Origin of the sequence: Halomonas kalidii, from assembly GCF_030010475.1 — a bacterium.
Classification (GTDB): Bacteria; Pseudomonadota; Gammaproteobacteria; order Pseudomonadales; family Halomonadaceae; genus Halomonas; species Halomonas heilongjiangensis.
This window is the reverse complement of record NZ_JASCQN010000042.1, coordinates 1-21,913: the sequence shown is the minus strand read 5'-3', so window position 1 is coordinate 21,913 and position 21,913 is coordinate 1. Positions and strand designations below refer to the sequence as shown.

The 21,913-nt window shown below is 66.6% G+C and carries 19 protein-coding genes; 6 read left to right on the top strand and 13 right to left on the bottom strand.

Annotated elements, in window-relative coordinates; genetic code table 11:
* Positions 1 to 79: 79 nt before the first annotated feature.
* Positions 80 to 1,012 (bottom strand): substrate-binding periplasmic protein, encoded by a 933-nt coding sequence (locus QLQ85_RS13800; protein ID WP_282739529.1) that lies wholly within the window; start codon positions 1,010 to 1,012, stop codon positions 80 to 82.
* Between the two features lie 34 nt (positions 1,013 to 1,046).
* Entirely contained in the window at positions 1,047 to 1,469 is a 423-nt protein-coding gene (gene pedF / locus QLQ85_RS13795; protein WP_282739528.1) for a cytochrome c-550 PedF, read from the bottom strand.
* Between the two features lie 406 nt (positions 1,470 to 1,875).
* On the opposite strand from pedF, the gene QLQ85_RS13790 reads away from it, so the two are divergent.
* The 5 genes from QLQ85_RS13790 to QLQ85_RS13770 all read left to right on the top strand — a co-directional run bounded on the left by QLQ85_RS13790 (position 1,876) and on the right by QLQ85_RS13770 (position 7,794).
* Entirely contained in the window at positions 1,876 to 2,982 is a 1,107-nt protein-coding gene (locus QLQ85_RS13790; protein WP_282739527.1) for an ABC transporter substrate-binding protein, read from the top strand.
* A gap of 38 nt (positions 2,983 to 3,020) precedes the next feature.
* Complete coding sequence (locus QLQ85_RS13785; RefSeq protein WP_282739526.1) at positions 3,021 to 3,989, top strand: YVTN family beta-propeller repeat protein; 969 nt, start codon at positions 3,021 to 3,023, stop codon at positions 3,987 to 3,989.
* Positions 3,986 to 4,771, top strand: a complete 786-nt coding sequence (locus tag QLQ85_RS13780; RefSeq protein WP_282739525.1) for an ATP-binding cassette domain-containing protein — start codon at positions 3,986 to 3,988, stop codon at positions 4,769 to 4,771. The genes QLQ85_RS13785 and QLQ85_RS13780 overlap by 4 nt, the downstream gene beginning before the upstream one ends.
* Positions 4,768 to 5,556, top strand: coding sequence for an ABC transporter permease (locus QLQ85_RS13775; RefSeq protein WP_282722010.1), 789 nt, complete (start codon positions 4,768 to 4,770; stop codon positions 5,554 to 5,556). Before QLQ85_RS13780 ends, QLQ85_RS13775 begins: the two co-directional genes overlap by 4 nt.
* 135 nt (positions 5,557 to 5,691) lie before the next feature.
* On the top strand, positions 5,692 to 7,794 hold the full coding sequence (locus tag QLQ85_RS13770; RefSeq protein WP_282739524.1) for a NosR/NirI family protein: 2,103 nt from the start codon (positions 5,692 to 5,694) through the stop codon (positions 7,792 to 7,794).
* Positions 7,795 to 8,181: 387 nt separating this feature from the next.
* Here QLQ85_RS13770 and QLQ85_RS13765 read toward each other — a convergent pair whose 3' ends face one another.
* From QLQ85_RS13765 to QLQ85_RS13755, 3 genes are read right to left on the bottom strand one after another with little or no spacing between them, the layout of a single operon-like run.
* Positions 8,182 to 8,853 carry an ABC transporter ATP-binding protein gene (locus tag QLQ85_RS13765; protein ID WP_282739523.1) on the bottom strand — a complete coding sequence of 224 codons (672 nt, stop codon included), beginning with the start codon at positions 8,851 to 8,853 and terminating at the stop codon, positions 8,182 to 8,184.
* On the bottom strand, positions 8,846 to 9,607 hold the full coding sequence (locus QLQ85_RS13760) for an ABC transporter permease (protein WP_282739522.1): 762 nt from the start codon (positions 9,605 to 9,607) through the stop codon (positions 8,846 to 8,848). Before QLQ85_RS13760 ends, QLQ85_RS13765 begins: the two co-directional genes overlap by 8 nt.
* Complete coding sequence (locus QLQ85_RS13755) at positions 9,604 to 10,539, bottom strand: ABC transporter substrate-binding protein (protein WP_282739521.1); 936 nt, start codon at positions 10,537 to 10,539, stop codon at positions 9,604 to 9,606. Before QLQ85_RS13755 ends, QLQ85_RS13760 begins: the two co-directional genes overlap by 4 nt.
* A 313-nt stretch (positions 10,540 to 10,852) precedes the next feature.
* On the opposite strand from QLQ85_RS13755, the gene QLQ85_RS13750 reads away from it, so the two are divergent.
* Positions 10,853 to 11,521, top strand: a complete 669-nt coding sequence (locus QLQ85_RS13750) for a response regulator (RefSeq protein WP_282739662.1) — start codon at positions 10,853 to 10,855, stop codon at positions 11,519 to 11,521.
* A 4-nt stretch (positions 11,522 to 11,525) separates the two neighbouring features.
* On the opposite strand, the gene QLQ85_RS13745 is transcribed toward QLQ85_RS13750, so the two are convergent.
* The 8 genes from QLQ85_RS13745 to pqqC all read right to left on the bottom strand — a co-directional run.
* Entirely contained in the window at positions 11,526 to 14,111 is a 2,586-nt protein-coding gene (locus tag QLQ85_RS13745; protein ID WP_282739520.1) for a hybrid sensor histidine kinase/response regulator, read from the bottom strand.
* Positions 14,086 to 15,273: a nitric oxide-sensing protein NosP gene (nosP, locus tag QLQ85_RS13740; protein WP_282739519.1), complete on the bottom strand. Its 1,188-nt coding sequence runs from the start codon at positions 15,271 to 15,273 to the stop codon at positions 14,086 to 14,088. Before nosP ends, QLQ85_RS13745 begins: the two co-directional genes overlap by 26 nt.
* A 120-nt stretch (positions 15,274 to 15,393) precedes the next feature.
* Entirely contained in the window at positions 15,394 to 16,542 is a 1,149-nt protein-coding gene (locus tag QLQ85_RS13735) for a porin (RefSeq protein WP_282739518.1), read from the bottom strand.
* Between the two features lie 261 nt (positions 16,543 to 16,803).
* Positions 16,804 to 18,531, bottom strand: coding sequence for a PAS domain-containing hybrid sensor histidine kinase/response regulator (locus QLQ85_RS13730; RefSeq protein ID WP_282739517.1), 1,728 nt, complete (start codon positions 18,529 to 18,531; stop codon positions 16,804 to 16,806).
* A gap of 8 nt (positions 18,532 to 18,539) precedes the next feature.
* The gene (gene ercA / locus QLQ85_RS13725; RefSeq protein ID WP_282739516.1) at positions 18,540 to 19,703 is read right to left on the bottom strand and encodes an alcohol dehydrogenase-like regulatory protein ErcA; all 1,164 of its coding nucleotides are present in this window, start codon (positions 19,701 to 19,703) and stop codon (positions 18,540 to 18,542) included.
* 94 nt (positions 19,704 to 19,797) lie between these two features.
* Positions 19,798 to 20,946: a pyrroloquinoline quinone biosynthesis protein PqqE gene (pqqE, locus tag QLQ85_RS13720; RefSeq protein ID WP_282739515.1), complete on the bottom strand. Its 1,149-nt coding sequence runs from the start codon at positions 20,944 to 20,946 to the stop codon at positions 19,798 to 19,800.
* Positions 20,943 to 21,224 carry a pyrroloquinoline quinone biosynthesis peptide chaperone PqqD gene (pqqD, locus tag QLQ85_RS13715; protein WP_282739514.1) on the bottom strand — a complete coding sequence of 94 codons (282 nt, stop codon included), beginning with the start codon at positions 21,222 to 21,224 and terminating at the stop codon, positions 20,943 to 20,945. Before pqqD ends, pqqE begins: the two co-directional genes overlap by 4 nt.
* Positions 21,221 to 21,913 (bottom strand): pyrroloquinoline-quinone synthase PqqC (pqqC, locus tag QLQ85_RS13710; RefSeq protein ID WP_282739513.1); only part of this gene is annotated, 693 nt, incomplete at its 5' end. The genes pqqC and pqqD, both read right to left, overlap by 4 nt.

Sequence of the window (21,913 nt, the reverse complement as noted above, 5' to 3'; positions counted from 1 at the left end):
AGAACACAAAAAACCGCAGGGAGTGCCTGCGGTTATCGAGGGCGCGTGCGCCAGGCCAATCAGCAGTATCCAGCGTCCTTCACGACGAGTTCCCCTCTTCGGTGCCCAGGATTTCCTCGTAGAACGCGGGCATGCCGTAGCGCAACCCATGGCGATCGAAGATCTCTGCGATCTCGCCCTCACGCACCATACGATCCACTATCTCTTCGATCGCATATCCCAGCTGCCGGTGGGTGTGCTTGACTGCCATGCCGACATCCCAGGCCTGCCTGCCCATTCCCGGAAAGCCATTGCCGGCCGCCTCGAAACCCTGGCCAGAACGGATACCCAGCTCATGGTCGATCTCGGCCCGCATTCCCATGACCGCGCTTACCTCATCGTCGACCATCGCCTTGAAGGCCTGACTCATGTTGGCGAAATGGTGCGTATTGCCGCGCAACTGACCCGCGAAGGCAGACGTCAGGTATGTCGCCGGCAGGGTGTCGATCTCGACGCCGATGGGGTGGTACTGGAATACCGCTATCGTCTCGACCGACTCGATATCGTCGGGATCGAAGGCGATCTGCCATTGCTCCCGCTGGTAGGGCGCGAACATCACGACCTGATCGTTGATCACCTCACCGGTGGAGTCGCGCATATAGGCGTATTGCTTGTCATACGGGACCCTCAGCATGACATCGGCAATGCGCCGCTTGGCCAGGTAGTGCCCTTTCCAGACGTTGTTGCGCAGGTCGTCATCCAGGGTTTCATCGGGCGTGATCCAGTGCACCCGGAAGTCCACCCCCAACCCTGCGGCGATCCGCTTTCCGATATCGATATCGACGCCGACTGCCTCCCCTTCCTTCTCGTAGGAGTAGGGCGGAAAGTCACGATAGACCCCGACATTCAAGTAGCCCGACTCGATGACGATGTCATAGGTCCTCTCGGGAGCACGCTCGAGGATCGACTCGCTCGCACTCGAGAATGCGCTCCATGCCAGTGTCAAAACGGCAAGCCATCGAGTCAACGACATGACTCCTCCCCCTCACTTTCATGGAACCGTGGCGTCACTCCTTGACCGACTCGACATAGGTCTTGATCGCCCAGATGGCGTTCTGGTCAAGGTTGCTCTTGAAGGATGGCATGCCCCGATCGGTCCCGTTCAGCACACGACCGATGAAGTATTCGTCATCCCACTCTTCGAGTTCGCGCAAGTCCGGCGTCAGCCCCCCCGACTGCGCCTGGATGCCATGGCAGGCGGCGCAGTTGCCGGAATACCCGCTCTCCCCGACCTCGATCGCCTCCTCGTTGTAGTCACCGTGCTCGTTGCCGGCCCGGAACGGGTTCTCCATCAATGGCTCGGAACCCAGCTCGGGGAGGCTCCCGGTATCGACTTCCTGGGGGGTCACGTCGCCATGGCCCATGACCAGTGCCGCCCACCCGAACAGGCCGGCAGCGACGCATGCTTTGAGGGGAAAGGGAATTGTCATACCGAATACCTCTGTTGGATAGCTGAGGACCGATCCACCGCGATCGATGGGCGGACGGGCGATCTGCTCCCAGTCTAGAAACCCCTCCCCGCCCCCTGAATGCCACTTTCGAGCCCTCGCTCCTGTTCCTTGGTAGTAGCCTCGAGGAAGAGGCGCCAAGGAATGAGTGCACGCCTTCATCCCATCATTGATGACCTTGTCAATGCCTGCAGGGGGTCTCGAACGCAGGGAATAGTTCTTTCGTACAGGCGTATTGCTACTTTCTGAATATTTTCGTGCTCTCTCGTCTTCCCTAAGCTCATGGGCATAACGACAAGTAGAGAGGCGCCCCATGCGAATTCATCTGAAATCCCTCATATTCTTGGTATTCACGTGCTGGGTATCGGCTCCGCTGACGGCCTCCGGGATGGATGTCCGCATCGGCTATATCCAGTGGGTCGTGGACCAGGGCCCCGTCCTTTCCAACGTCACCCCCGAGCCGGAAGACGCCGGCCTGCGTGGCGCCGAGCTGGGCATCGAGGACAGCAACACCACCGGCCGATTCCTGGAACATCATTACGCCCTGACGTCGCGGGTGGTGGACTCCGAGGACCAGGCACAGGACGTCCTCGAGCAGATGCTTGACGAGGGAATCACCCTGTTCGTGCTGCGTGTTCCGGCCGATACACTGGGTACCATGGCGGACAAGACGGCGGGTGAAGCGCTGCTGTTCAACGCCGGTGCCAGGGACGATGAGTTGCGCGTGACGGCGTGCCGTCCCCATGTCCTTCACACCCAACCCAGCTACGCCATGCTGGCGGATGGCCTGGCGCAATGGCTCAACCTGCGGCGCTGGAAGAAGGTATTCCTGATCACCGGCCCGACCGACAGCGACAGGGCCTGGGCCGAGGCCTTCCGTCGTGCGGCCGTCCGTTTCGGCGTGGCGTTGGTGGCCGACAAGCCCTGGACCTTCGACGCCGACCTGCGGCGTACGGCGTCCCAGGAACTGCCCCTGTTTACCCAGGCGGACGACTACGATGCCGTGGTGGTGGCCGATGTGCGGGGAGACTTCGGCGAGTACGTGCCGTTCAATACCTGGCTGCCCCGTCCGGTGGTGGGCACTCAGGGCATGTCGCCGGTGGCCTGGCACCGGGTCATCGAGAGCTGGGGGGCCGCCCAGCTGCAGAACCGCTTCCACGATCTGGCCGGCCGTGACATGACCGGCGACGACTATGCCGCCTGGGCCGGCGTGCGCTCCGTGGCGGCCGCCGTGACCCGGCTCGAGGCCACGGATGCCGGGGCGATTCGCGACTTCCTGTTCTCCGACGACTTCCAGTTGGCCGCCTTCAAGGGCCGCAAGCTCAGCTATCGCCCATGGAACGGCCAACTCCGCCAGCCGATTCCGCTGGTCCACCCCCAGGGGCTCGTCGCCACCGCACCGTTCGACGGCTTCCTGCACCCCGTGACCGACCTCGACTCGCTGGGGTATGACGAGGCGGAAAGCGGCTGCCGCATCGACTCAGCCAGCCAGTGACTTCCCTTTACCGCATGAACGACTCAAGGAAAACTCACATGAAGAATATTCTTCGCACTTCCGTGCTGGCGACCCTGGTTGGACTCTCGGCTCCCGCCCTGGCCAGCCTGGCCTATGTCTCCAACGAAAAGGACAACAGTATCTCGGTGATCGACGTCGACTCCCTGGAGGTGGTCGAGACGATTCCGGTCGGCCAGCGGCCCCGAGGCATCCTGCTCTCCAAGGATCATTCCAGGCTCTATATCTGCGCCAGCGACGATGACACCGTGCAGGTCATGGACCTGGAAACCCGCACGATCGTCGATACCCTGCCGTCGGGTGAAGACCCCGAACAGTTCGCCTTGCATCCCAACGATCGTTGGCTGTTCATCGCCAACGAGGACGACGCCATCGTGACCGTGGTGGACGTTCATACGAAGGACGTCCTGGCACAGATCGACGTCGGTGTCGAGCCGGAAGGCATGGCTGTCAGTCCGGATGGTAAATGGGCGGTCAACACCAGCGAAACCTCCAGCATGCTGCACTGGATCGACACCGAAACCTTCGAGATCAAGAAGAACATGGTGGTCGGCCAGCGCCCCCGTCATGTCGAGTTCAGCCGGGACGGAAAGATTGCCTGGGCCTCCGCGGAAATCGGCGGCACGGTCCACGTCATCGATGTGGACGAGCTGGAGGAGATCACGACGCTGGACTTCAAGATCCGTGGCGTCAATCAGGACAAGGTGCAGCCGGTCGGCATCGAGCTGACCGCCGACGGTCGCTATGCCTTCGTGGCGCTCGGGCCGGCCAACCATGTGGCGGTCGTCGACGCCCAGAGCTACGAGATCCTCGATTACCTGCTGGTCGGCCGGCGGGTATGGCAGCTGGCGCTGAGCGAGGACGAGAGCCAGCTGCTGACCACCAACGGCGTCAGCGGAGACGTGTCCGTGATCGATGTCGACAGCCTCGAGGTCACCCGGTCCATCGAGGTCGGTCGCTATCCCTGGGGCGTGGTCGTGGCGCCATGAGCACCGCCGCTCGCCTCACCGGCGAGGCCGGCCCGATGCTCGAGGTCGCCGGTGTCAGCCATTGCTACGGGGCCCACAAGGCGCTCGAACGGGTGAATGTCTCCCTGTCGCGAGGCGGCTTTCACGCCCTGCTCGGCCCCAACGGTGCCGGCAAGAGCACCCTGATCGCCCTGGTCACCGGGCTGCTGCGTGGCCAGGGCGGCGAGATCCGCGTCGCCGGCCATCCAGTGTCGCGACGTGCACGCGACGTGCGGCGACACCTCGGCGTGGTCTTCCAGCAGCCGACCCTGGATCTCGATCTCAGCGTCCGTCAGAACCTGCTCTACCATGCGTCGCTGCATGGGCTGGGCCGGCGTCGTGCCCGCGAGCGCTGCGACCGGGAGCTGGCCCGTCAACATCTCGAGGCCCGTGCCGACGACAAGGTGCGACTGCTCAATGGCGGTCACCGGCGCCGCCTGGAAATCGCCCGGGCGCTGCTGCACGAGCCGACACTGCTGATCCTCGACGAGGCCAGCGTGGGGCTGGATACCGCCAGCCGCCAGGCGCTCAACGAGCATGTGCGCAGCCTGTGCCGGGAACGCGGCATGACGGTCCTGTGGACGACCCACCTGCTCGACGAGATCGCCCCTCAGGATCACGTGGTGGTGCTGTGCGCCGGCCGGGTGATCGCCGACAGCCAGGCACAGGCGCTGTGTACCCATACCGGCACCCATACGCTACAGGAGGCCTTCCACCGCCTTACCGCCAACTCCGGCGCTACCGTCATGGAGGGGACATCATGAGCACCGGCGCCTACCTGCACTGCTTCCTGGGGGTCAGCGGTCGCGAGTGGCGGCGTTTCGTCCAGCAGCGCACGCGCTTCTTCAGCGCCCTGGTCCGCCCCCTGCTGTGGCTGGTGGTCTTCGCTGCCGGCTTTCGTGCCGTGCTGGGCATCTCGATCATGGCGCCTTATGGCACCTACATCGTCTACGAGGTCTACATCACCCCGGGGCTGTGCTGCATGATCCTGCTGTTCAACGGCATGCAGGGCTCGCTGTCGATGGTCTACGACCGCGAGATGGGCAGCATGAAGGTACTGCTGATGAGTCCGCTGTCACGCCCCTTCCTGCTGCTGTGCAAGGTACTGGCGATCTCGCTGGTGTCGTTGGTGCAGGTCTACGCCTTCCTCGCCATCGCCTGGTGGTACGGCATTCGGCCACCGGCATTGGGGCTGATCACGGCCCTGCCGGCCCTGCTGCTGGTGGCGCTGATGCTCAGCACCCTGGGTCTGGTACTGGCCAATGCCATTCGCCAGCTGGAGAACTTCGCCGGGGTGATGAACTTCGTGATCTTCCCGCTGTTCTTCCTCTCCTCGGCGCTCTACCCCTTGTGGAAGATGCAGGAGGCCGGGCCCTGGCTGTACTGGCTGTGCTCCTACAACCCCTTCACCCATGGCGTGGAACTGGTGCGCTTTGCACTCTATGAGCAACTGGCGGTAGGCGCGCTGCTGTGGTGCCTGGGGCTGACCGGGCTGTTCGGCCTGATCGCGGCAGCGACCTTCAATCTGCAGCGCGGGCAGGGTCTCTGACCGACGGCCCCGCCGCTCCTGGCGCGCGCCTGTGCCGCCGAGGTGCCGATCATGACACTCGCCGTTCGTGTTGAGCCGAACCGTTGCCGCAGGGCGACTGTTCCATCACAAGAAGTCGGGAGCCCGGCAATGATCATGGCAGTTGCTCGCACCCTGGTGCTATTGATCGCATCGATGCTGGTGCCGGTCCCGCCGCTTCAGGCGGAACCAACGCCCGAGATACAGGCCCGCATCCAGCAGCTCTTTCCCAAGGCCACCCGCATTGACGACAAGCGCGCGGACTACCCCGTCTATCCGGTCTACCAGCTCAACGAACTGCTGGGTTACGCCTACGAGTCCCGTGATATCAGCGACCTGACCGGCTACTCCGGCAAGCCCATCAGCCTGCTGGTCGGCATCGACGTCGACGGCCACTTCACCGGCGTGCAAGTGATGGACCACCACGAGCCGGTCTTCCTGCATGGCCTGGGGGAAGGACCGCTGTTCGACTTCGTCGACCAGTACCGCGGCCGTTCCCTGACCGAACACATCGTGGTCAACGGCAAGAAGACCGGAAGCGACGGCGAGGGCGGCGTGGTGTATGTCGACGGCATCACCTCGGCCACCGTGTCGGTGATCATCATCAACGACACGGTGCTGTCGTCGGCGCTCAAGGTGGCCCGAGACCAGCTGGAGGCCTTCGCCCAGGCCCCGGCTGCCCAGCCCACGGATCTCTTCGAGCCGCTGACGTGGCAGCAGATGCTGGAACGAGGATACCTCGGCCACTGGCGCCTGTCGGTCGAGGAAGCCGAGTCCCGTATCGGCAACGCCCTGGACGCCTACCCGGCGCTGCCTGAACCGACGCCCGGGGAGGCCGCCATCGATATCTACTACGGCTACGCCAGCGCTCCGATGATCGGACGCAACCTGCTGGGAGATGAGGCCTTCGCCCGCCTGACCGAGAACCTCAAGAGCGGCGAGCAGATGCTGGCGGTGATGTCCAACGGCGTATTCACCCACGTAGCGGATGACTTTCGCCCCGGCACCGTGGCCGAACGCCTGTCCCTGGAGCAGAGCGACCTGGCGGTGGAGCTGCGGGACATGAACCGGCTGGACCCGGACACCCGCCTGCGGGCCGACGGCATGCCGGCTTTCGAACAGGCCCACTTGTTCAAGATGGGCGGCAGTGGCGGCTTCAACCCCGGTGCCGACGCCAGCCTGGTGATGAACCTGGCCTTGCCCAGGAACCACCTGACCGTGGATCGGGCCCGCTTCCGCACCGACTTGAACCTGCCCCAGGAACTCTTCGAGCGGGTGGCGGTGACCGCGCCGGGGGCGCAGAACCGCCTGCCGACCTGGGTGGGCCTGTGGCAGGAGCGCTGGCTGCAGGTGACCATCCTGGTGGCCAGCCTGGTCGTGTTGACGGTGTGCTTCGCCCGCCAGCGCCATTACAGCCGCTACCCGAAACGGTTGCACCGATTCCGCTGGGGCTTCCTGTTCTTCACCCTGTTCTTCATTGGCTTCCACGCCCAGGGCCAGCTCTCTGTCGTGAATATCTTCACCTTGCTGCTGTCCCTCCACGACGGCTTCGAGATCGGCACCTTCCTGTTGGACCCGGTGATCTTCATCCTCTGGACCTTTACCTTCATTACCCTGTTCATCTGGGGCCGCGGGCTCTTCTGCGGCTGGCTGTGCCCGTTCGGAGCGATGCAGGAGATGGCATCCTGGCTGGGCAAGACACTGCAGGTACGCCAGCGCAGGGTGCCAGAGGCCTGGCACCGGCGCCTGATTCACCTCAAGTACCTGATCCTCGTGGGCCTGGTCGGCACCTCCCTCCACTCCCTCACCCTGGCCGAGCAGTTGGCGGAAGTGGAACCCTTCAAGACCAGTCTGACCCTCTACTTCTGGCGCTACTGGCCATTCGTGGTCTACGCCGCGGGGCTGCTGGTGGCGGGCATGTTCGTGCACAAGTTCTTCTGCCGTTACCTGTGCCCGCTGGGGGCAGGGTTGGCGGTGCTGGGCAAGTTCCGTCTGTTCAGCTGGCTTACGCGGGTCAAGCTCTGCGGCCAGCCCTGCCAGGTCTGCAAGCACCACTGTGAGATCAACGCCATCCGCACCGATGGCCGGATCGATTACAACGAGTGCATCCAGTGCCTGGAGTGTGTGGTGATCCTGCGGGACGACACCCGGTGCGTGGACAGCCTGATCCGCAAGAAACGGCAGCGTCGCGCCCGGATCCAGGCGGTGAACGTGGCGTGACGGTGACGCCCGCTCGGGGGAGACATGCCCCGCGGGCGATCCCTCCATCGGCATGGTCCCTAAGTACCGGTCAATCGCGACCATCGGCATATATCGGTGCCTGGCCCGATCCGCCTAGGCTTCTCCCATGGCCCCGTTCACTCCGTTGTGACTGCTGGCCGCCGGGGATGAACCCACCGAGAGGAGTTCCTGTCATGTCCCGATTCCCCCTCACCAGCACGCCGGCCCGAGCCGCCATGCTGGCACGATGCATGTTCGGCAACGGCAGCGCCGCAGGCGACGGCACCCGACAGGACGACACCGGCCTCGGGCCCCTCGACCCGAAGACCGGTGGTGTCGATGCCATCGCCGGCATGACAGATCCTGCGGAGGACGAGGCGCTGGTCGTCAGACCACCTTGTGCTCCAGGCTGCGCAACTTCCGGGTAATGCCTGCCACGTCACCGCCGCTCGCCAGCCGCTCATCCCACTGCAGCCGCGCAGGCTGGCCATCGAGGTACCAGATCCGGTTGGCCAGCTCACCGGCATCGCGGATATCGTGGGTGACGCAGATCATCGCCATGCGCGGGCGCGCTTCCAGCAGCTCGCCGATGAGCCTGCGCAGGGACTGTGCCCGTTGGGGGTCGAGCGACGCGAAGGGTTCGTCGAGCAACAGCAGGTCCGGCTTGACGGCCAGGCAGCGTGCCAGCGCCGCACGGCGCGCCATGCCCAGCGACAGCTGATCCGGCAGGTGATTACCACACCCGGCGAGCCCCACCTGGGCCAACAGCGGCTCCACCTCATGCGGACGCACGCCCACCAGTCGCAGGTTCTGGCGCAGCGTGCGCCACGGCAGCAGGCGATGTTCCTGGAAGAGGTAGCCGATCCGCAGGTTCGGGGCCCGCTGCACCGCGCCGGCAGGGACCGACGCATCCAGCCCGACGATGACATTGAGCAGGGTCGTCTTGCCGATGCCCGAGGGTCCCAGCAGGCAGATGCGATCGCCTTCGGCGATGTCGGTGACGATGGTGCCCAGCACTGAACGACACGAGGTGGTGGGCTCGATACGCAAATCAAGCATGGCGATCTCCCGCCTGGCGCCAGTACGATGCCCGGCGCTCGAGAGGCTGCAGCACGGCCAGCTCGATCACCTGCACCACGGCGATGAATGCCAGGCTATAGGCCAGCAGGCTGGCGACGTCGAACACCTGAAACGCCATGTGCAGCTGGAAGCCGACACCGTCCGAGCGACCCAGCAGCTCCACCACCAGGACGATCTTCCAGATCAGCGCCAGTCCGCCCCGGGTCGCCGCCATCAGGTAGGGGAACAGCTGCGGGGTCCATACATGGGCCAGGCGCTGCCAGCGACTGAAGCGGTAGACCTCGGCCATCTGCTCCAGCCGATGGTCCAGGCTGCGCGCCCCCTCGCGCACGGTCACGGCCACATTGGGGACCTTGTTGATCACCACCGCCAGCACCGCCGCCGTTTCCACCAGGCCGAGCCAGACATAGAGCAGGATGATGGTGACCAGGGCCGGCAGGTTGAGGAACAGCACCAGCAGCGGATCGAGCAGGGCATCGACCAGCGGCGCGCGTCCCATCCAGACGCCAAGCAGCGTGCCCAGCGCCATGGCCAGCGCGAAGCTGAGCAGGACCCGGCGCAGCGTCACCCCCAGGTGGTGCTGCAGCTCACCCGCCTGTACTTCTCCCCACAGGGTCTGGAGCACGGCCAGGGGGCCGGGCAGCAGAGGGGTATCCAGCAGCGCGGCCACCAGCCCCCAGATCAGCAGCGACGCCGGCAGGGCGATCCAGTGGATCCAGGGGGCGGTTTTCATGGGGCTCTCCGCGACGCATCCGCCCGGTAGAACAACCGCTCGGGCAGCACCCGGTCCGGTGACGCCCCGGTCAGCACGAGCAACCGCTGCAGGTCGGCGATACGCCGGGCGTCCAGCGCTGCCGGGGTGCCGGCAATGAAGCCCTGGCGAAGCGCCTCGAAGTCGGCCTCGTTTTCCACCCGCATCAGCGGGCGGATGGCCGCCCAGTGTGACGGCTCCTCGGCCAATTGCTGCTTGGCCTCGACCAGCGAGCCGGCGAAGCGATCCAGCAGGTCGTGGTGCTCGCGCACCCACTCCTCGCGAAACACATAGCCCAGCACCGGCAGGTCGCGGTCCAGCGACAGGGCATCCAGTAGCGCGGCCATCTGCCATGCCGTGCGCACGCCGCCCGCCGCCTTGAGCCTGGCGGCAAAATGCCAGTAGGTGACCAGCACGTCGATCCGCCCCCGCCGCAAGGCCTCGTCGAGCAACGGCGGGGCCGCATAGCTGACCTCGGCTTCCCGTTCCAGGTCCAGGCCCCGGTCGGCCGCCACCCTTTTCAACAATACCCAGCCCTTGCTGTCCGGTCCTCCGGCCACGCCGATTCGCCTGCCCCGCAAGTCGACGATGGAGTCGATCTCGGAATCCTCGGCCACCAGGATTTCGCCAATCGAGGAGGAAAACGGCAGATAGAGGTAAGGCTCACCCTGCTCATACCGGGCCTGGGCCCACATCAGATCGACGACGGCGCCCTGCACGTCGCCGCTGGAAACGGCGATACGGGAGGCCGGCAAATGCGCCACCAGTCGTACCTCAAGCTCGAAGCCCGCCTGCCGGTCCAAGCCGTGACGCTGGATATGATCCAGCTCCCAGTGAGCCGTGCCGAACTGCAGGACACTCAGCCTCAGCACCGGCACCTCGCCCGCGATGGCCAGGGGACTGGAGAGCACCATGCCGCCTGCCCCCACCCACAGGGCAACCAGGAATCGGCACCATGCAAACCAGCAAGCACGATGCCATGACGCGTGAGTGTGTCGGTTCATGTCCTGCACGATAACGAAGGGCATTCATACGCCAGAATAGTACTTTGGTGCCTCTTCACAGAGACAATGGTGGCATTCCCACCGGTGCACGACATGTCGTTCAATGAACGGCATCACAACAACGAATCGAGGCGCGCCCCCATGCTGAATGCCCGCGGGAGAGGTCGTGATGAATAACATGGCCCATACTTTCGACAACAACGACGTCAATCAGGCCTCCGCCATGTACAAACTGCTGATCGCCGACGATCACCCGCTCTTCCGCGAGGCCATCGGCCGGGTCATTCGCGACGGCTTCACCGATACCGAGATCCTCGAGACCCAGGATCTCGATTCGACCCTGGCGCTGACGCAGCAGCACGACGACCTCGACCTGATCCTGCTCGATCTCAACATGCCGGGCATGCACGGGCTGTCGGGGCTGATCCAGCTGCGCAACGAGGCGCCGACCATCCCGGTGGTGATCATTTCCGCCGAGGAGGAGAAACAGGTGATCCTGCAGGCGGTGACCTACGGCGCGGTGGGTTTCATCACCAAGTCGTCGCCCCGTGAGCAGATGACCCAGGCCATCGCCCAGATCCTCGACGGCAACATCTACCTGCCGTCGGACATCATCCGCGCCAGCGGTGGTGCCCAGCGTAATTCGCCACGCGGCGAACACACCATTACCACTCAGCAACTCGAGACCCTGACCCGCAAGCAGCTGCAGGTCCTCGAGCACATGACCCGCGGCGAGTCGAACAAGATGATCGCCTATCACCTCGATATCGCCGAGACCACGGTCAAGGCCCATGTCTCGGCGATCCTGCGCAAGCTCGGGGTCCACAACCGGGTCCAGGCGATCCTCTCGGCCAGCGATATCGACTTCAGCGCCTATCTCCGCAAGCACTGAGCGCCTACCCCGAGGGGCGCCCGGTGACCAGCCGCGACAGTGCCATGCGCAGCTTGAGCGGCTTGACCGGCTTGTGCAGCAGCGCATACCCCAGCTCGCGCATGCGCTGCCTGAGCTCAACGCTGTGATTCGCGGTAATCGCCATCACCGGCAACGGCTCCTGCCGCCGGGCATTGATGCGCTCGGCGAGCGCCAGCCCGGTATCGCCCCGGTCGAGATGATAGTCAACGATCAGCACGTCGGCCGGGGCCGTGGCCACTGCCACCTGGGCGGCCAGTGACGCTTCGCTGTCGGCCACCACGACCCGACACCCCCAGCGCGTCAACAGCACGCGCATGGCCTCGCAGATATCGGCATCGTTGTCGACCACCCAGATCCGCCGCCCCTCCAGCACGTTCTCCCCCAGCGCCGCCTTCGGCGCCTGGGAAAGCTGGCTGCGCGGTGCCAGCTCGCCGTAGGGCAAGCGCACGCTGAACAACGAACCACGCCCGGCAACCGAGGTCACCGCGAGCGGATGCTCGAGAATACGCGAGATCTTGTCGGCGATCGCCAGGCCCAGCCCGAGGCCGCGATCCTGGCGCCGGCCGGCGGCATGGGAACGGCGAAACTCCTGGAAGATCACCCCCAGTTCCTCGGTGGCGATCCCCATGCCGGTATCGCCGACCATGATCTCCAGGCCGTCGGCACGCCGCCGGCAACCCAGCAGGATACGCCCCTCGCCGGTATAGCGAATGGCGTTGGTGAGGAAGTTGCGCACTACTCGGGTCAGCAACTGGGCATCGCTGCGTACCACCGCGCTGCTGGGCACATAGTCGAACCCCAGCCCCTCGCTGGCCGCGACCTGGCGGTACTCGCGAGCCAGCCCATCGAGCAGTTCGGCCACCGGGAAGGCATCGACGTCCGGGGTCACCACCCCGGCATCGAGCTTGGAGATGTCGACCAGGGTGCCGAGCAGGGTCTCGACATCCTTCAGCGAGCGGCCGATCTGCTCGATCAGTTCCTGCCCCCCCGGGGCCACGTCCTGCTCGCCCAGGGCACCGGTAAACAGCCGCGCGGCGTTGAGCGGCTGCAGCAGATCGTGACTGACCGCGGCCAGGAACTTGGTCTTCGACAGGTTGGCCGCCTCGGCCTCGGCCTTGGCCTCGCGCAGGCGCTGTTCCGCGGCGGCACGCTCGGCGATCTCCTCGCGCAACTGGCCGTTGACCTGGGTCAGCTCGGCGGTGCGCTCGCGCACCCGTTGCTCGAGGTTCTGGTAGGCCTGGTGCAGGGCCTCGGCGGTACGCCGGCGCTCGGTGATGTCGCGGATCAGCACGAACAGGCCGATCACCTCGCCCTCGCTGTCGTAGTGCGGCACATAGGCGCGCAGCAGCACCCGGTGTTCGCCACTGGCGCTCTGTTCCGGGAACTCGAAGGAGACGCTTTCCCCGGCCAGGGCCCGGTCGAGGTAGGGGCGCAGCCGGGCACAATGCTCGGCGCTGTGCAGCGCGATGAGCTCGCCGCCCAGCAGCAGGTCGCGGGGCCAACCGTACCACTCCTCATAGACGCGGTTGGTGAAGACATAGCGCAGGTCGCGGTCGAGGTAGGCGATCATCGCCGGCAGTTCGTCGGTGATGGTGCGGATCCAGTGTTCACGCGCGCGCAGGGTCTCGGCGTGACGGATACGCTCGGTGACATCGGTATAGGTCAACACCTGGCCGCCGCCGGGCATGGCATGGCCGCGCACCTCCACCACCCGGCCATCCTCGAGCCGACGCTCGCAGGCCGCGGTCACGCCCTCGGCGTCCGCGGCGTCGACCAGTCGGCTGGAATGACACAGCGCGGCGAACGGATGCGGTACCTCGAGCGACTCGAGCCCGGTCAGGTCGCGAAAGCGCTGGTTGCACATCTCCAGCATGCCACTGGCGGTGACCACCGCCACCCCCTGGGAGAGGCTGTCCACGGTGGCCTGCAGCAAGCGCGTCTTCTGCGCCAGGGCATGTTCGCGCTGGGCGTGTTCGTGACGCTTGAGCTCGGTGATGTCGACGTAGAGTATCACGCGGCCACCGCCGCGGGTGGGCCGCTGATGTACCTGGACCCAACGGTCGTCGTGCAGTTGATAGACGGTACGCCGGTCGCGATGCCCCATTTGCTCGCTGATCACCAGCCCCGAGCTCAGCGCCAGCCGGCGCAGCTCCTCCAGGCGCATGCCCTGGCGAATGCGGATGCCCGCCGGGCGCCAGAACTCGGCGAAACGGCTGTTGAACCGTTGGATGCACTGGTCGGCATCGAACAGCACGAAGGCGTCGGTGATGCTCTCGATGGCATCGACCAGGTGCTGGCCGGCGGTTTCGGCCCGCTCGCGGGCTTCCGCCAGCAAGCGGTTGCTGGCCCGCAACTCGTGGGTGGTCTGGTTCAGTGCCTGGGTGCGTTCACGCACCTGCTCGGCGAGCAGCACCGAGTGTTCGAAGGCGGCGTAGGGGGCGCTGCGCGGCAGGTTGCTGGCCTCGACGCGCTCGATCAGGGCGGCGTTGATGCGCTTGAGCTTGGCGATCTCGTGCTCGAGCTCCCGCTCGCGCTCGCCGCCGTCAGCCTCCGAGGCGTGACTGGCCAATGACGACTCCGGTGAAGGTCTGGTTGAGGTGCATGCCATTGCACTGCTCTCCATAGGTGTTGAAGCCCACCACGCGATAGTCGCGCAGCAGTGCCGAGGCAGCCTCGCTCTTGCCGTCCGACTCGATCTCCAGGCGACGCAGGAAACAGTCGCAGCCGATCACCAGCCGGGGCGGACCCAGCCGGGCCTCGATGCCGTCGAGGACCTCCCGCAGGTCATCGAGAATCGGCGCGGCGCGCATGGCGGTCAACACGATGCCGTTCTCCACCGCGCAGTAGAAGCTCAGGCTGAGGTCCTCGTTGACCCTCTGTATCGAGCGCACATAGGCCTGATCGTGCAGGCGCACCGCCAGCGGATGACGGGCGAAGGTCTCCTCGTCGAGCTCCTCGACCCGACACCCCACCAGCCGCGCGTACTCCTCGGCGGCGGGCTCGGCATTGAGCTCGATCACCCGGCGGTTCTCGCGATCGGCCGCGGTGACCACCAGCTTGTCGGCGAGTGGCCGCAGGTGATGGGTGGTGAAGACCTCGAAGTCGAGCGCGGTATTGAGCATCACCACCACCGCGGCGCCGGTGCGGAAGCGGCCGTCGCCGTAGACATGGGTACCGGCCAGGCGATTGTCGTCGCCGGCGCTGCCACCGAAGTGAGGGATGCTGCCCAACGCCGCATTGAGCGTCGCCAGCACTCGCTCCTCACTGGCCGACAGGCCGTCGAGCAGCGTCAGGGCGAAGGTATGGCCCTTGATCGGTGCGATGCCCACCTGCCGGCACTGATCGAGCAGGCGGTCGGTCAGCTGCTGGGCAGCCAGCAGCGAAAAATCGTCGAGGTCGTCGATCACCGCGTAGTCGAGCGCGAAGTCGCGATGATCGAACCCGATGGCGGTGATGCCGCCACGGCCATAGCCCTCATCGGTGATCTCGCCGGCGGTGGTGCAGCCACACAGCCTCACGCCACCGAAGTGCTGCTCCAGCGCCTGCCCCAGGGCCGCGAGGTCGTACTCCGCCGAGCAGAAGAACAGCACGCCTCCCAGCCAGGGGTGCAACAGGCTGCGCGCCAGGTCCTGGGCGGCCATGTCCGGGTCCCGGGATCGCGACTGGGCGATCAGCACGGCATCCTGGCGAGCGGTAGTGTCGGCAGTCGGCGTCGGAAGGTCGATGTCCATGAGCGGGTCTCGGCGAACAAGGGCGGGGTGTCTCGCAGTATAGGAAGCCGCCCTCTCGCTGGATATGCCACTTGGGTGCCGTCCCTGGCCCCCGGCGCCACTACCAAGGTAGTAGACGCTTCACCAGGACATGGCAACGCCCAGCGCCAGGGTGTCGGTCTGCTCGATGCTGGCACCACCGTTCAGCGCGGCGATGTCGTGGCGGTTGATCTCGCCGACCAGGGTCAGGTAATCGTTGATGTCATGGAACAGCGCCACGCCACGGGTGCGGAATTCCATCTCGCTCTGCTCGTCCTCGGTCTCGCCATACGACAGCGCGACCCGGGTGGCACCGAAGCGATAGCCGCCCTGCAGCAGGTAGCCGTCGCTGTCCACCTCACGCAGGGTGGCATTGCCCACGTTGTTGGTGAAGAAGGCATTGATGCCCTCTGCCGTGAAACCCGAGGCGCTCAGGGTCGCCGGGCCCAGGGTCGCCTGCACCCCATACCCCAGGCCGCGCGAGGTCACGTCCTCGACATCGGGGTCGCTGTTGCCGGAGGTCTGGTACTGGCCGTTCAACCAGCTGAACAACTCGACATCCCCCAGCGCCGTCTCCCAGGTCAACTCGGACTCGAAGCGTGGCGCCTCCTCGTAGCGCCGTCCCAGGTCGCTCTCGCCGGCGGTATGCACCGGATCGAAGATCCCCCCGGCCAGGCGCAGGCCACCGGCCTTGGGCGTGCGGTAGGTGATCTGGGCGGTGGGGAAGGGATAGGGATAGCCGGAGCCGATGTTACCGAACGAGACGCCGCCGAAATCGACCAGCCCCAGGGTATCGCTGACCTGCCCGTAGCCGGACAGCAGCTGGTCGAGGAAGACATTGGAACGCGCGAACAGGCCGAAGTCCTTGCCCACCAGCACCTCCCCCCAGTCACCACCGATGGTGCCATAGAACTGGCGCACATCGATGCCGGTCTCGGTGCCGTTGTCGTCGCTGTCGTTGATGGTCACCCAGAACGACGACCGCGCCCCCAGCTCCAGGCTGCCGACGTGGCGCGAGGCATTGAAGCCGATCCAGTTGGGCAGGAAGCCCATCTTGACCCGCGATTGACGGCGGTCGCCGGCGGGGTCGGCCGAATCGACCTCGGTGTTGACGTAGAAGGCGTTGATATAGCCATCGGCGCTGAAGGTGGTGTCATCGCGATCGTAGAGGACGATATCCGCCTGGGCGGCATAGCTGGTGGCGACCAGCAGGGTCGCGAGGCTGAACCCCAGAGGGGTGATAGGACGCATACGATGGTTCTCCCTTGCCCGTTGACGGGCCGCCGGATGCGGCCCCGGGAAGGGAGTATCGAGAGCGGCGCGACCCGCCACCATGCTGCCGTGGAGCGACTCCTCTGCTGCCTTGGTGCCAGGTCCGGCGGTCCCGTCGGGAGCCAGCGGAGGGGCCCGTACCGAGGTCGCCGCACGGGCCATGCCTCCTGCGTCGCCCTCCTCAAGAGTCCCCCGCACCATGCCAAGGGAGGAGGCAGCGTCGTGGTCGCGCAGGATGGCTCAGTGCGCCTGACCCAGCAATTGACTGAGCACGGCACGCAGCTTGCCGGGCTTGAGCGGCTTGTTGAGCACCGGCAGGTTCGCCGCCCGCAGGCGTTGAATCCAGTGATCGCTGCGATCGGCGGTAATGATCACCGCCGGCAGTAGCGGACACTGCCAATGATCGCGCAGGCGCTGGATCAGGACATCGCCGGTGAGCCCGTCGTCGAGATGCAGGTCCACCAGCAACACGTCCGGAGGGGGCGACACCCGCGCCTCTCCGGCGTCGAAGGCCAGGTCACAGTGCATGCCCCACCCCTCGAGCAGGCCCTGCATGCTGGACAGGATGCTGGGCTCGTTGTCCACCACCAGCGCCCGGCTGCCGGCCAGGTCGTGCCCTATCGCCACGGACGCCGCCGGCGGATGGCGCGGTTCGGCCGCCGCCCCCAGCGGCACCCCGACCGCGAAGCAGGAGCCCTGCCCCGGCCAGGAGCGCACCGCGACCTCGTGTCCCAGGCGAGTCACGATGCGCTCGACGATCGCCAGCCCCAACCCCACGCCCTGGCGGTCGCGGGCGCGGGATGTCCCGAGCTGGTGGAACTCGCGAAAGATCGCCCGGCGCTGATCCGCGGGGATGCCGGGGCCGCTGTCCCACACCTCGACCCACAGCGTATCGCCACGCCGGCGGGTACCCAGCAGCACCCCGCCACGCCGGGTATAGCGGCAGGCATTGGAGAGGAAATTGCGCAGTACCCGCCCCAGCAGGCGGAAGTCGCTGACCACCCAGGCCTCGACGACGCGATGACGAAACGTCAGCCCTCGGCTGCCGGCCAGCGAGACGAATTCCGCCTCCAGGCTCGCGGTCAGCTCACGCAGCGCGAAGGTCTCGGGCTGTGGCTGGATACGATCGTGATCGAGCCGCGCGATGTCGAGCAGGTCGGTGAGCAGGTCCTCGGCGCCCTCCAGCGACAGGTGGATGCGTTCGGAAAGATCGCGCACCTCGCCGTCCAGGGGCCGCTCGAGCAGGGTCGCCACCAGCAGCCGTGCCGCGTTCATCGGCTGCAGCAGGTCGTGGCTGGCGGCCGCCAGGTAGCGATCCTTGCTGCGATTGGCCTGCTCGGCGGCGTCGCGCGCCTCACGCAACTCGGCCTCGATGCGTCGCCGCTCGGCGATCTCCTGGCGCAGCTCGGCATTGACCCGCTCCAGGGCCTCGGTGCGTTCCTGCACCCGGGCCTCGAGCTGCTCGTTGAGTTGCATCAGCCGCTGGCGGGCCTGCTCACGCTCGGTGATATCGGCCACGAAGGCCTCGACCAGGGGCTCGTCATCCGACGACGGTTTCTGCACCAGGGTCATGGCCACCGGCACGTCGCGGCCGCGCTGTCCGCGCAGCCGGGTGGTATAGCCGACGACCCGCCCCTCGGCGACGACCCGACGCTGCAGCTCGGCGGCATCCTCCGGGTCGACGAACAGCGCCGCCAGGGTGGTACAGCGCGCCAGGGTGGCGTCGACCGAGTCGTCGCCCAGCATGCGGGCCAGCGCCGGGTTGGCGGCGCGCACCCCCCCGGCCAGCGAGGCCTGGAAGATACCGTGCAGGGCGTTCTCGAACAACCACTTGTAGCGGTTCCGCTCGGCCTCGAGCTCGGCCATGCGGGCGGTCAATTCGGGATAGTAGCTCTTGCGCGCCGACTGGCTGCCCAGGCCGATGAGGTCGCTGACCGAGAGGCCACCGGGGTCGGAGGGTTTCTTCATCGGTCTTCCTACAGCGCTTCTTCGTAGACCACGGCGACGTCGCGCTCACAGGAGCGGCGCGGGTTGGTCAGGATGCAGGGATCCTCCATGGCGTGTTCGGTGAGGAACGGCACATCGCCGATCCGCACCCCGGCGCTGCCCAGGGTGCCGTTGAGGCCGACCGCCCGCTTGAGGGCGACCAGGTGGTCGATGAGCCGCTGCCTGACCTGCCGTGGACCGAGCCCGCGGCAGTCGATGCCCAGGGTCTCGGCCACCCGCGTGAAGCGCTCCGGCGCGGCCTCGAAATTGAAGGCCACCACATGCTCGAGCAGCATCGAGTTGCACAGGCCATGGGGCAGGTCGAGGAAACCGCCGAGGCTGTGCGACATGGCGTGCACCGCGCCGAGGATGGCGTTGGAGAAGGCCAGGCCGGCCTGCATGCTGCCCAGCATCACCTGGGCGCGCAGCTCGCCGTCCTGGGGGTTGGCGACCAGTGCCTCGAGATGGCCGTTGATCAGGCGCATGGCCTCCAGGGCGTGGCTGTCGGTGAGCGGGCCGCTGCCGGTGGAGACGAACGCCTCGATGGCGTGGACCAGCGCATCGACCCCGGTGCAGGCGGTGAGGAACGGATCCATGGTCAGGGTGACCTGGGGGTCGATCAGCGAGACATCGGGGACCACCGCCTTGCTGACGATGGAGAATTTCATGCGCCGCAGCGGGTCGGAGATGATCGCGAACTGCGAGACGTCGGCCGAGGTTCCGGCGGTGGAGGGGATGAAGATCAGCGGCGGGATCGGCACGCGGATGGTGTCGACGCCCTCGAAGTCGAGGATATGGCCATCGTGGGCGGCCACGATGCCGATCCCCTTGGCGCAGTCCATGGGGCTGCCGCCGCCCACCGCGACGATGGCGCTGCAGCCGTGGTCGCGGTAGACCCGGGCCCCGGCCATGACCTCCTCGGCGCGGGGATTGGGCGACACCTGCAGGAAGCGCTGGCAGGGAATCCCGGCAGCCGTCAGGCCGGCCTCGACCTCGTCGACCCAGCCGGCGGCCAGTACCCCGAGATCGGAGACCAGCAGGATCTTGTCGGCGCCGAAGGTCTGGGCGTAGTTGGCCACCGCATGACGGGAGCCATCGCCGAAGATGATCTCCGGGGCCACGAACTTGCGCAGTTGGGCGATGCTATGCGACATGGCGCTGTCCCGCCTCTCGATATTGTTATCGACAAGAGACTACGCGATCCCTCGGCGTGCCGCCCTACATCCATCGTCTCACCCCCCGCCCCTCTCAGCCACGGCAGAAGACCCGCGACTCCCGGGCATTGCGGGACACCAGCTCGCCGAGGCCCCGGGCGTCGCCGTCGGCCTCCGCGCGGGCGGCCTCGATCAGGTGGTGATCCGGCGACAGGCCGCACACCGGGTCGGTGGCGGTGGGGTCGCCGGTCAGCAGGTAGGCCTGGCAGCGGCAGCCGCCGTGGTCCTGGTGGCGTTCGTCGCAGTCGCGGCAGGGGGCCGGCATCCAGGCATCGCCACGGAAGCGGTTGAAGGCGGCGCTCTGGTACCAGATCGTCTCCAGCGAATGCTCGTGGACACGGGGAAACCGCATCGGCAGGTCGCGGGCGCTATGGCAGGGCAGTACCGTGCCGTCGGGGGCCACGGTCATGAAGATCGACCCCCAGCCCCCCATGCACGCCTTGGGGCGGTCTTCATGGTAGTCGGGCACCACGAACAGCAGGCGCATGTCGCGGCCGCGCTCGGCCAGGCGCTCGCGCCAGCGCGCGGTGGTGGCCTCGGCGACCTCGAGCTGGGCGCGGCTGGGCAACAGCCCGGCACGATTGAGCTGCGCCCAGCCATAGTGCTGGCAATTGGCGAGCTCCACGGCGTCGGCGCCAAGGTCGTCACAGAGCGCGATCAGCCGCCCGATCTGGTCGATGTTGTGGCGGTGCAGCACCACGTTGAGCACCATGGGGTAGCCGGCGGCCTTGACCGCCCGCGCCATGGCCAGCTTCTTGGCATGGGCCCTGCGCGACCCCGCCAGCGCCGCGGCCAGGTCGTCGTCGGCGGCCTGCAGGCTGATCTGGATATGGTCGAGGCCGGCCTCGCGCAGGGCCTCGATGCGCGCCTCGTCGAGGCCCAGCCCCGAGGTGATCAGGTTGCTGTAGAAGCCCAGACGGCGGGCCTCGGCGACCAGCGCCTCGAGGTCGTCACGGACCAGCGGCTCGCCGCCGGAGAAGCCCAGCTGCACGGCGCCCATGGCGCGCGCCTGGCGCATTACCTCGAACCACTCGTCGGTGGAGAGTTCGCCGCGGTGCGCGGCGAAATCCAGCGGGTTGGAGCAGTAGGGGCACTGCAGCGGGCAGCGGTAGGTGAGCTCGGCGAGCAGCCATAGCGGGGCGCCGGCCGCGTGCTCGCGAGGCGTCATGCGGGGAGCACTCATGTCGCCTCCATCTCGCGAATCCAGCCCTGGTGCAGGGCATCGGCGACGAAGTCGTGGACGTCGCCCTCCAGGCCATCGTCGGCCTCGGGGTAGCGTTGGCGCAGCACCGCGAGCACCGCGGCCAGATCACGCTCACCGTCGAGCAGGCCGAGCACGGCGCCGGCGCTGTCGTTGAGTTGCACCATCCCTTCCGGGTAGAGCAGCACATGGCGCCCCTGGGCCTCCTCCCACTGCAGCCGCCAGCCGGGTTTCAGCCGATAGACGGTCGCGGCGTTCATGCCAGCCCCCGATGATGGACGCGCCGGTCGGTGACGCTGTGGTAGGGCGGCCGGCCGAGCTGGTAGGCCAGCGTCATGGCATCGAGCATCGACCACAGCACGTCGAGCTTGAACTGCAGGATCTCCAGCGCCCGCCGCTGGGTCTCGACCGTGGTGCACACCGCCAGCGCCACCTCCAGGCCGTGCTCGACGTCGCGGCGCGCCTCCTTGAGCCGCTTGCGGAAGTAGCCGTAACCGGCCTCGTCGATCCATGGATAGTGGATCGGCCAGGTGTCGAGCCGGCTCTGGTGGGCCTTCGGGGCGAACAGCTCGGTCAACGAGGAGATCGCCCCCTCCTGCCAACTGGCACGGCGCACGAAGTTGACGTAGGCGTCCACCGCAAAGCGCACCCCCGGCAGCACATGCTCCTGGGACCACAGCTCGTCGCGGGTCAGGCCCACCGCCTCGCCCAGCGCCAGCCAGGCCTCGATGCCGCCGGCGTCGTCGTCGTGGCCGTCGTGGTCGAGCAGCCGCTGGATCCAGCGCCGACGGGTGGCGGCGTCGGGGCAGTTGGCCAGCAGCGCGGCGTCCTTCTGCGGAATCATCACCTGGTAGTAGAAGCGGTTGGCCACCCAGCCACGGATCTGTTCGGGCGTGGCGCGCCCCTCGGCCATGTCGACCTGGTAGGGGTGATGGATATGGTAGTAGTC

What these genes read in the sequence shown, in the direction of transcription:
- QLQ85_RS13800 (WP_282739529.1), bottom strand. Translation starts at nt 1,012, where the DNA reads ATGTCGTTGACTCGATGGCTTGCCGTTTTGACACTGGCATGGAGCGCA.
- pedF (WP_282739528.1), bottom strand. Translation starts at nt 1,469, where the DNA reads ATGACAATTCCCTTTCCCCTCAAAGCATGCGTCGCTGCCGGCCTGTTC.
- QLQ85_RS13790 (WP_282739527.1), top strand. Translation starts at nt 1,876, where the DNA reads ATGGATGTCCGCATCGGCTATATCCAGTGGGTCGTGGACCAGGGCCCC.
- QLQ85_RS13785 (WP_282739526.1), top strand. Translation starts at nt 3,021, where the DNA reads ATGAAGAATATTCTTCGCACTTCCGTGCTGGCGACCCTGGTTGGACTC.
- QLQ85_RS13780 (WP_282739525.1), top strand. Translation starts at nt 3,986, where the DNA reads ATGAGCACCGCCGCTCGCCTCACCGGCGAGGCCGGCCCGATGCTCGAG.
- QLQ85_RS13775 (WP_282722010.1), top strand. Translation starts at nt 4,768, where the DNA reads ATGAGCACCGGCGCCTACCTGCACTGCTTCCTGGGGGTCAGCGGTCGC.
- QLQ85_RS13770 (WP_282739524.1), top strand. Translation starts at nt 5,692, where the DNA reads ATGGCAGTTGCTCGCACCCTGGTGCTATTGATCGCATCGATGCTGGTG.
- QLQ85_RS13765 (WP_282739523.1), bottom strand. Translation starts at nt 8,853, where the DNA reads ATGCTTGATTTGCGTATCGAGCCCACCACCTCGTGTCGTTCAGTGCTG.
- QLQ85_RS13760 (WP_282739522.1), bottom strand. Translation starts at nt 9,607, where the DNA reads ATGAAAACCGCCCCCTGGATCCACTGGATCGCCCTGCCGGCGTCGCTG.
- QLQ85_RS13755 (WP_282739521.1), bottom strand. Translation starts at nt 10,539, where the DNA reads ATGGTGCTCTCCAGTCCCCTGGCCATCGCGGGCGAGGTGCCGGTGCTG.
- QLQ85_RS13750 (WP_282739662.1), top strand. Translation starts at nt 10,853, where the DNA reads ATGTACAAACTGCTGATCGCCGACGATCACCCGCTCTTCCGCGAGGCC.
- nosP (WP_282739519.1), bottom strand. Translation starts at nt 15,273, where the DNA reads ATGGACATCGACCTTCCGACGCCGACTGCCGACACTACCGCTCGCCAG.
- QLQ85_RS13735 (WP_282739518.1), bottom strand. Translation starts at nt 16,542, where the DNA reads ATGCGTCCTATCACCCCTCTGGGGTTCAGCCTCGCGACCCTGCTGGTC.
- QLQ85_RS13730 (WP_282739517.1), bottom strand. Translation starts at nt 18,531, where the DNA reads ATGAAGAAACCCTCCGACCCCGGTGGCCTCTCGGTCAGCGACCTCATC.
- ercA (WP_282739516.1), bottom strand. Translation starts at nt 19,703, where the DNA reads ATGTCGCATAGCATCGCCCAACTGCGCAAGTTCGTGGCCCCGGAGATC.
- pqqE (WP_282739515.1), bottom strand. Translation starts at nt 20,946, where the DNA reads ATGAGTGCTCCCCGCATGACGCCTCGCGAGCACGCGGCCGGCGCCCCG.
- pqqD (WP_282739514.1), bottom strand. Translation starts at nt 21,224, where the DNA reads ATGAACGCCGCGACCGTCTATCGGCTGAAACCCGGCTGGCGGCTGCAG.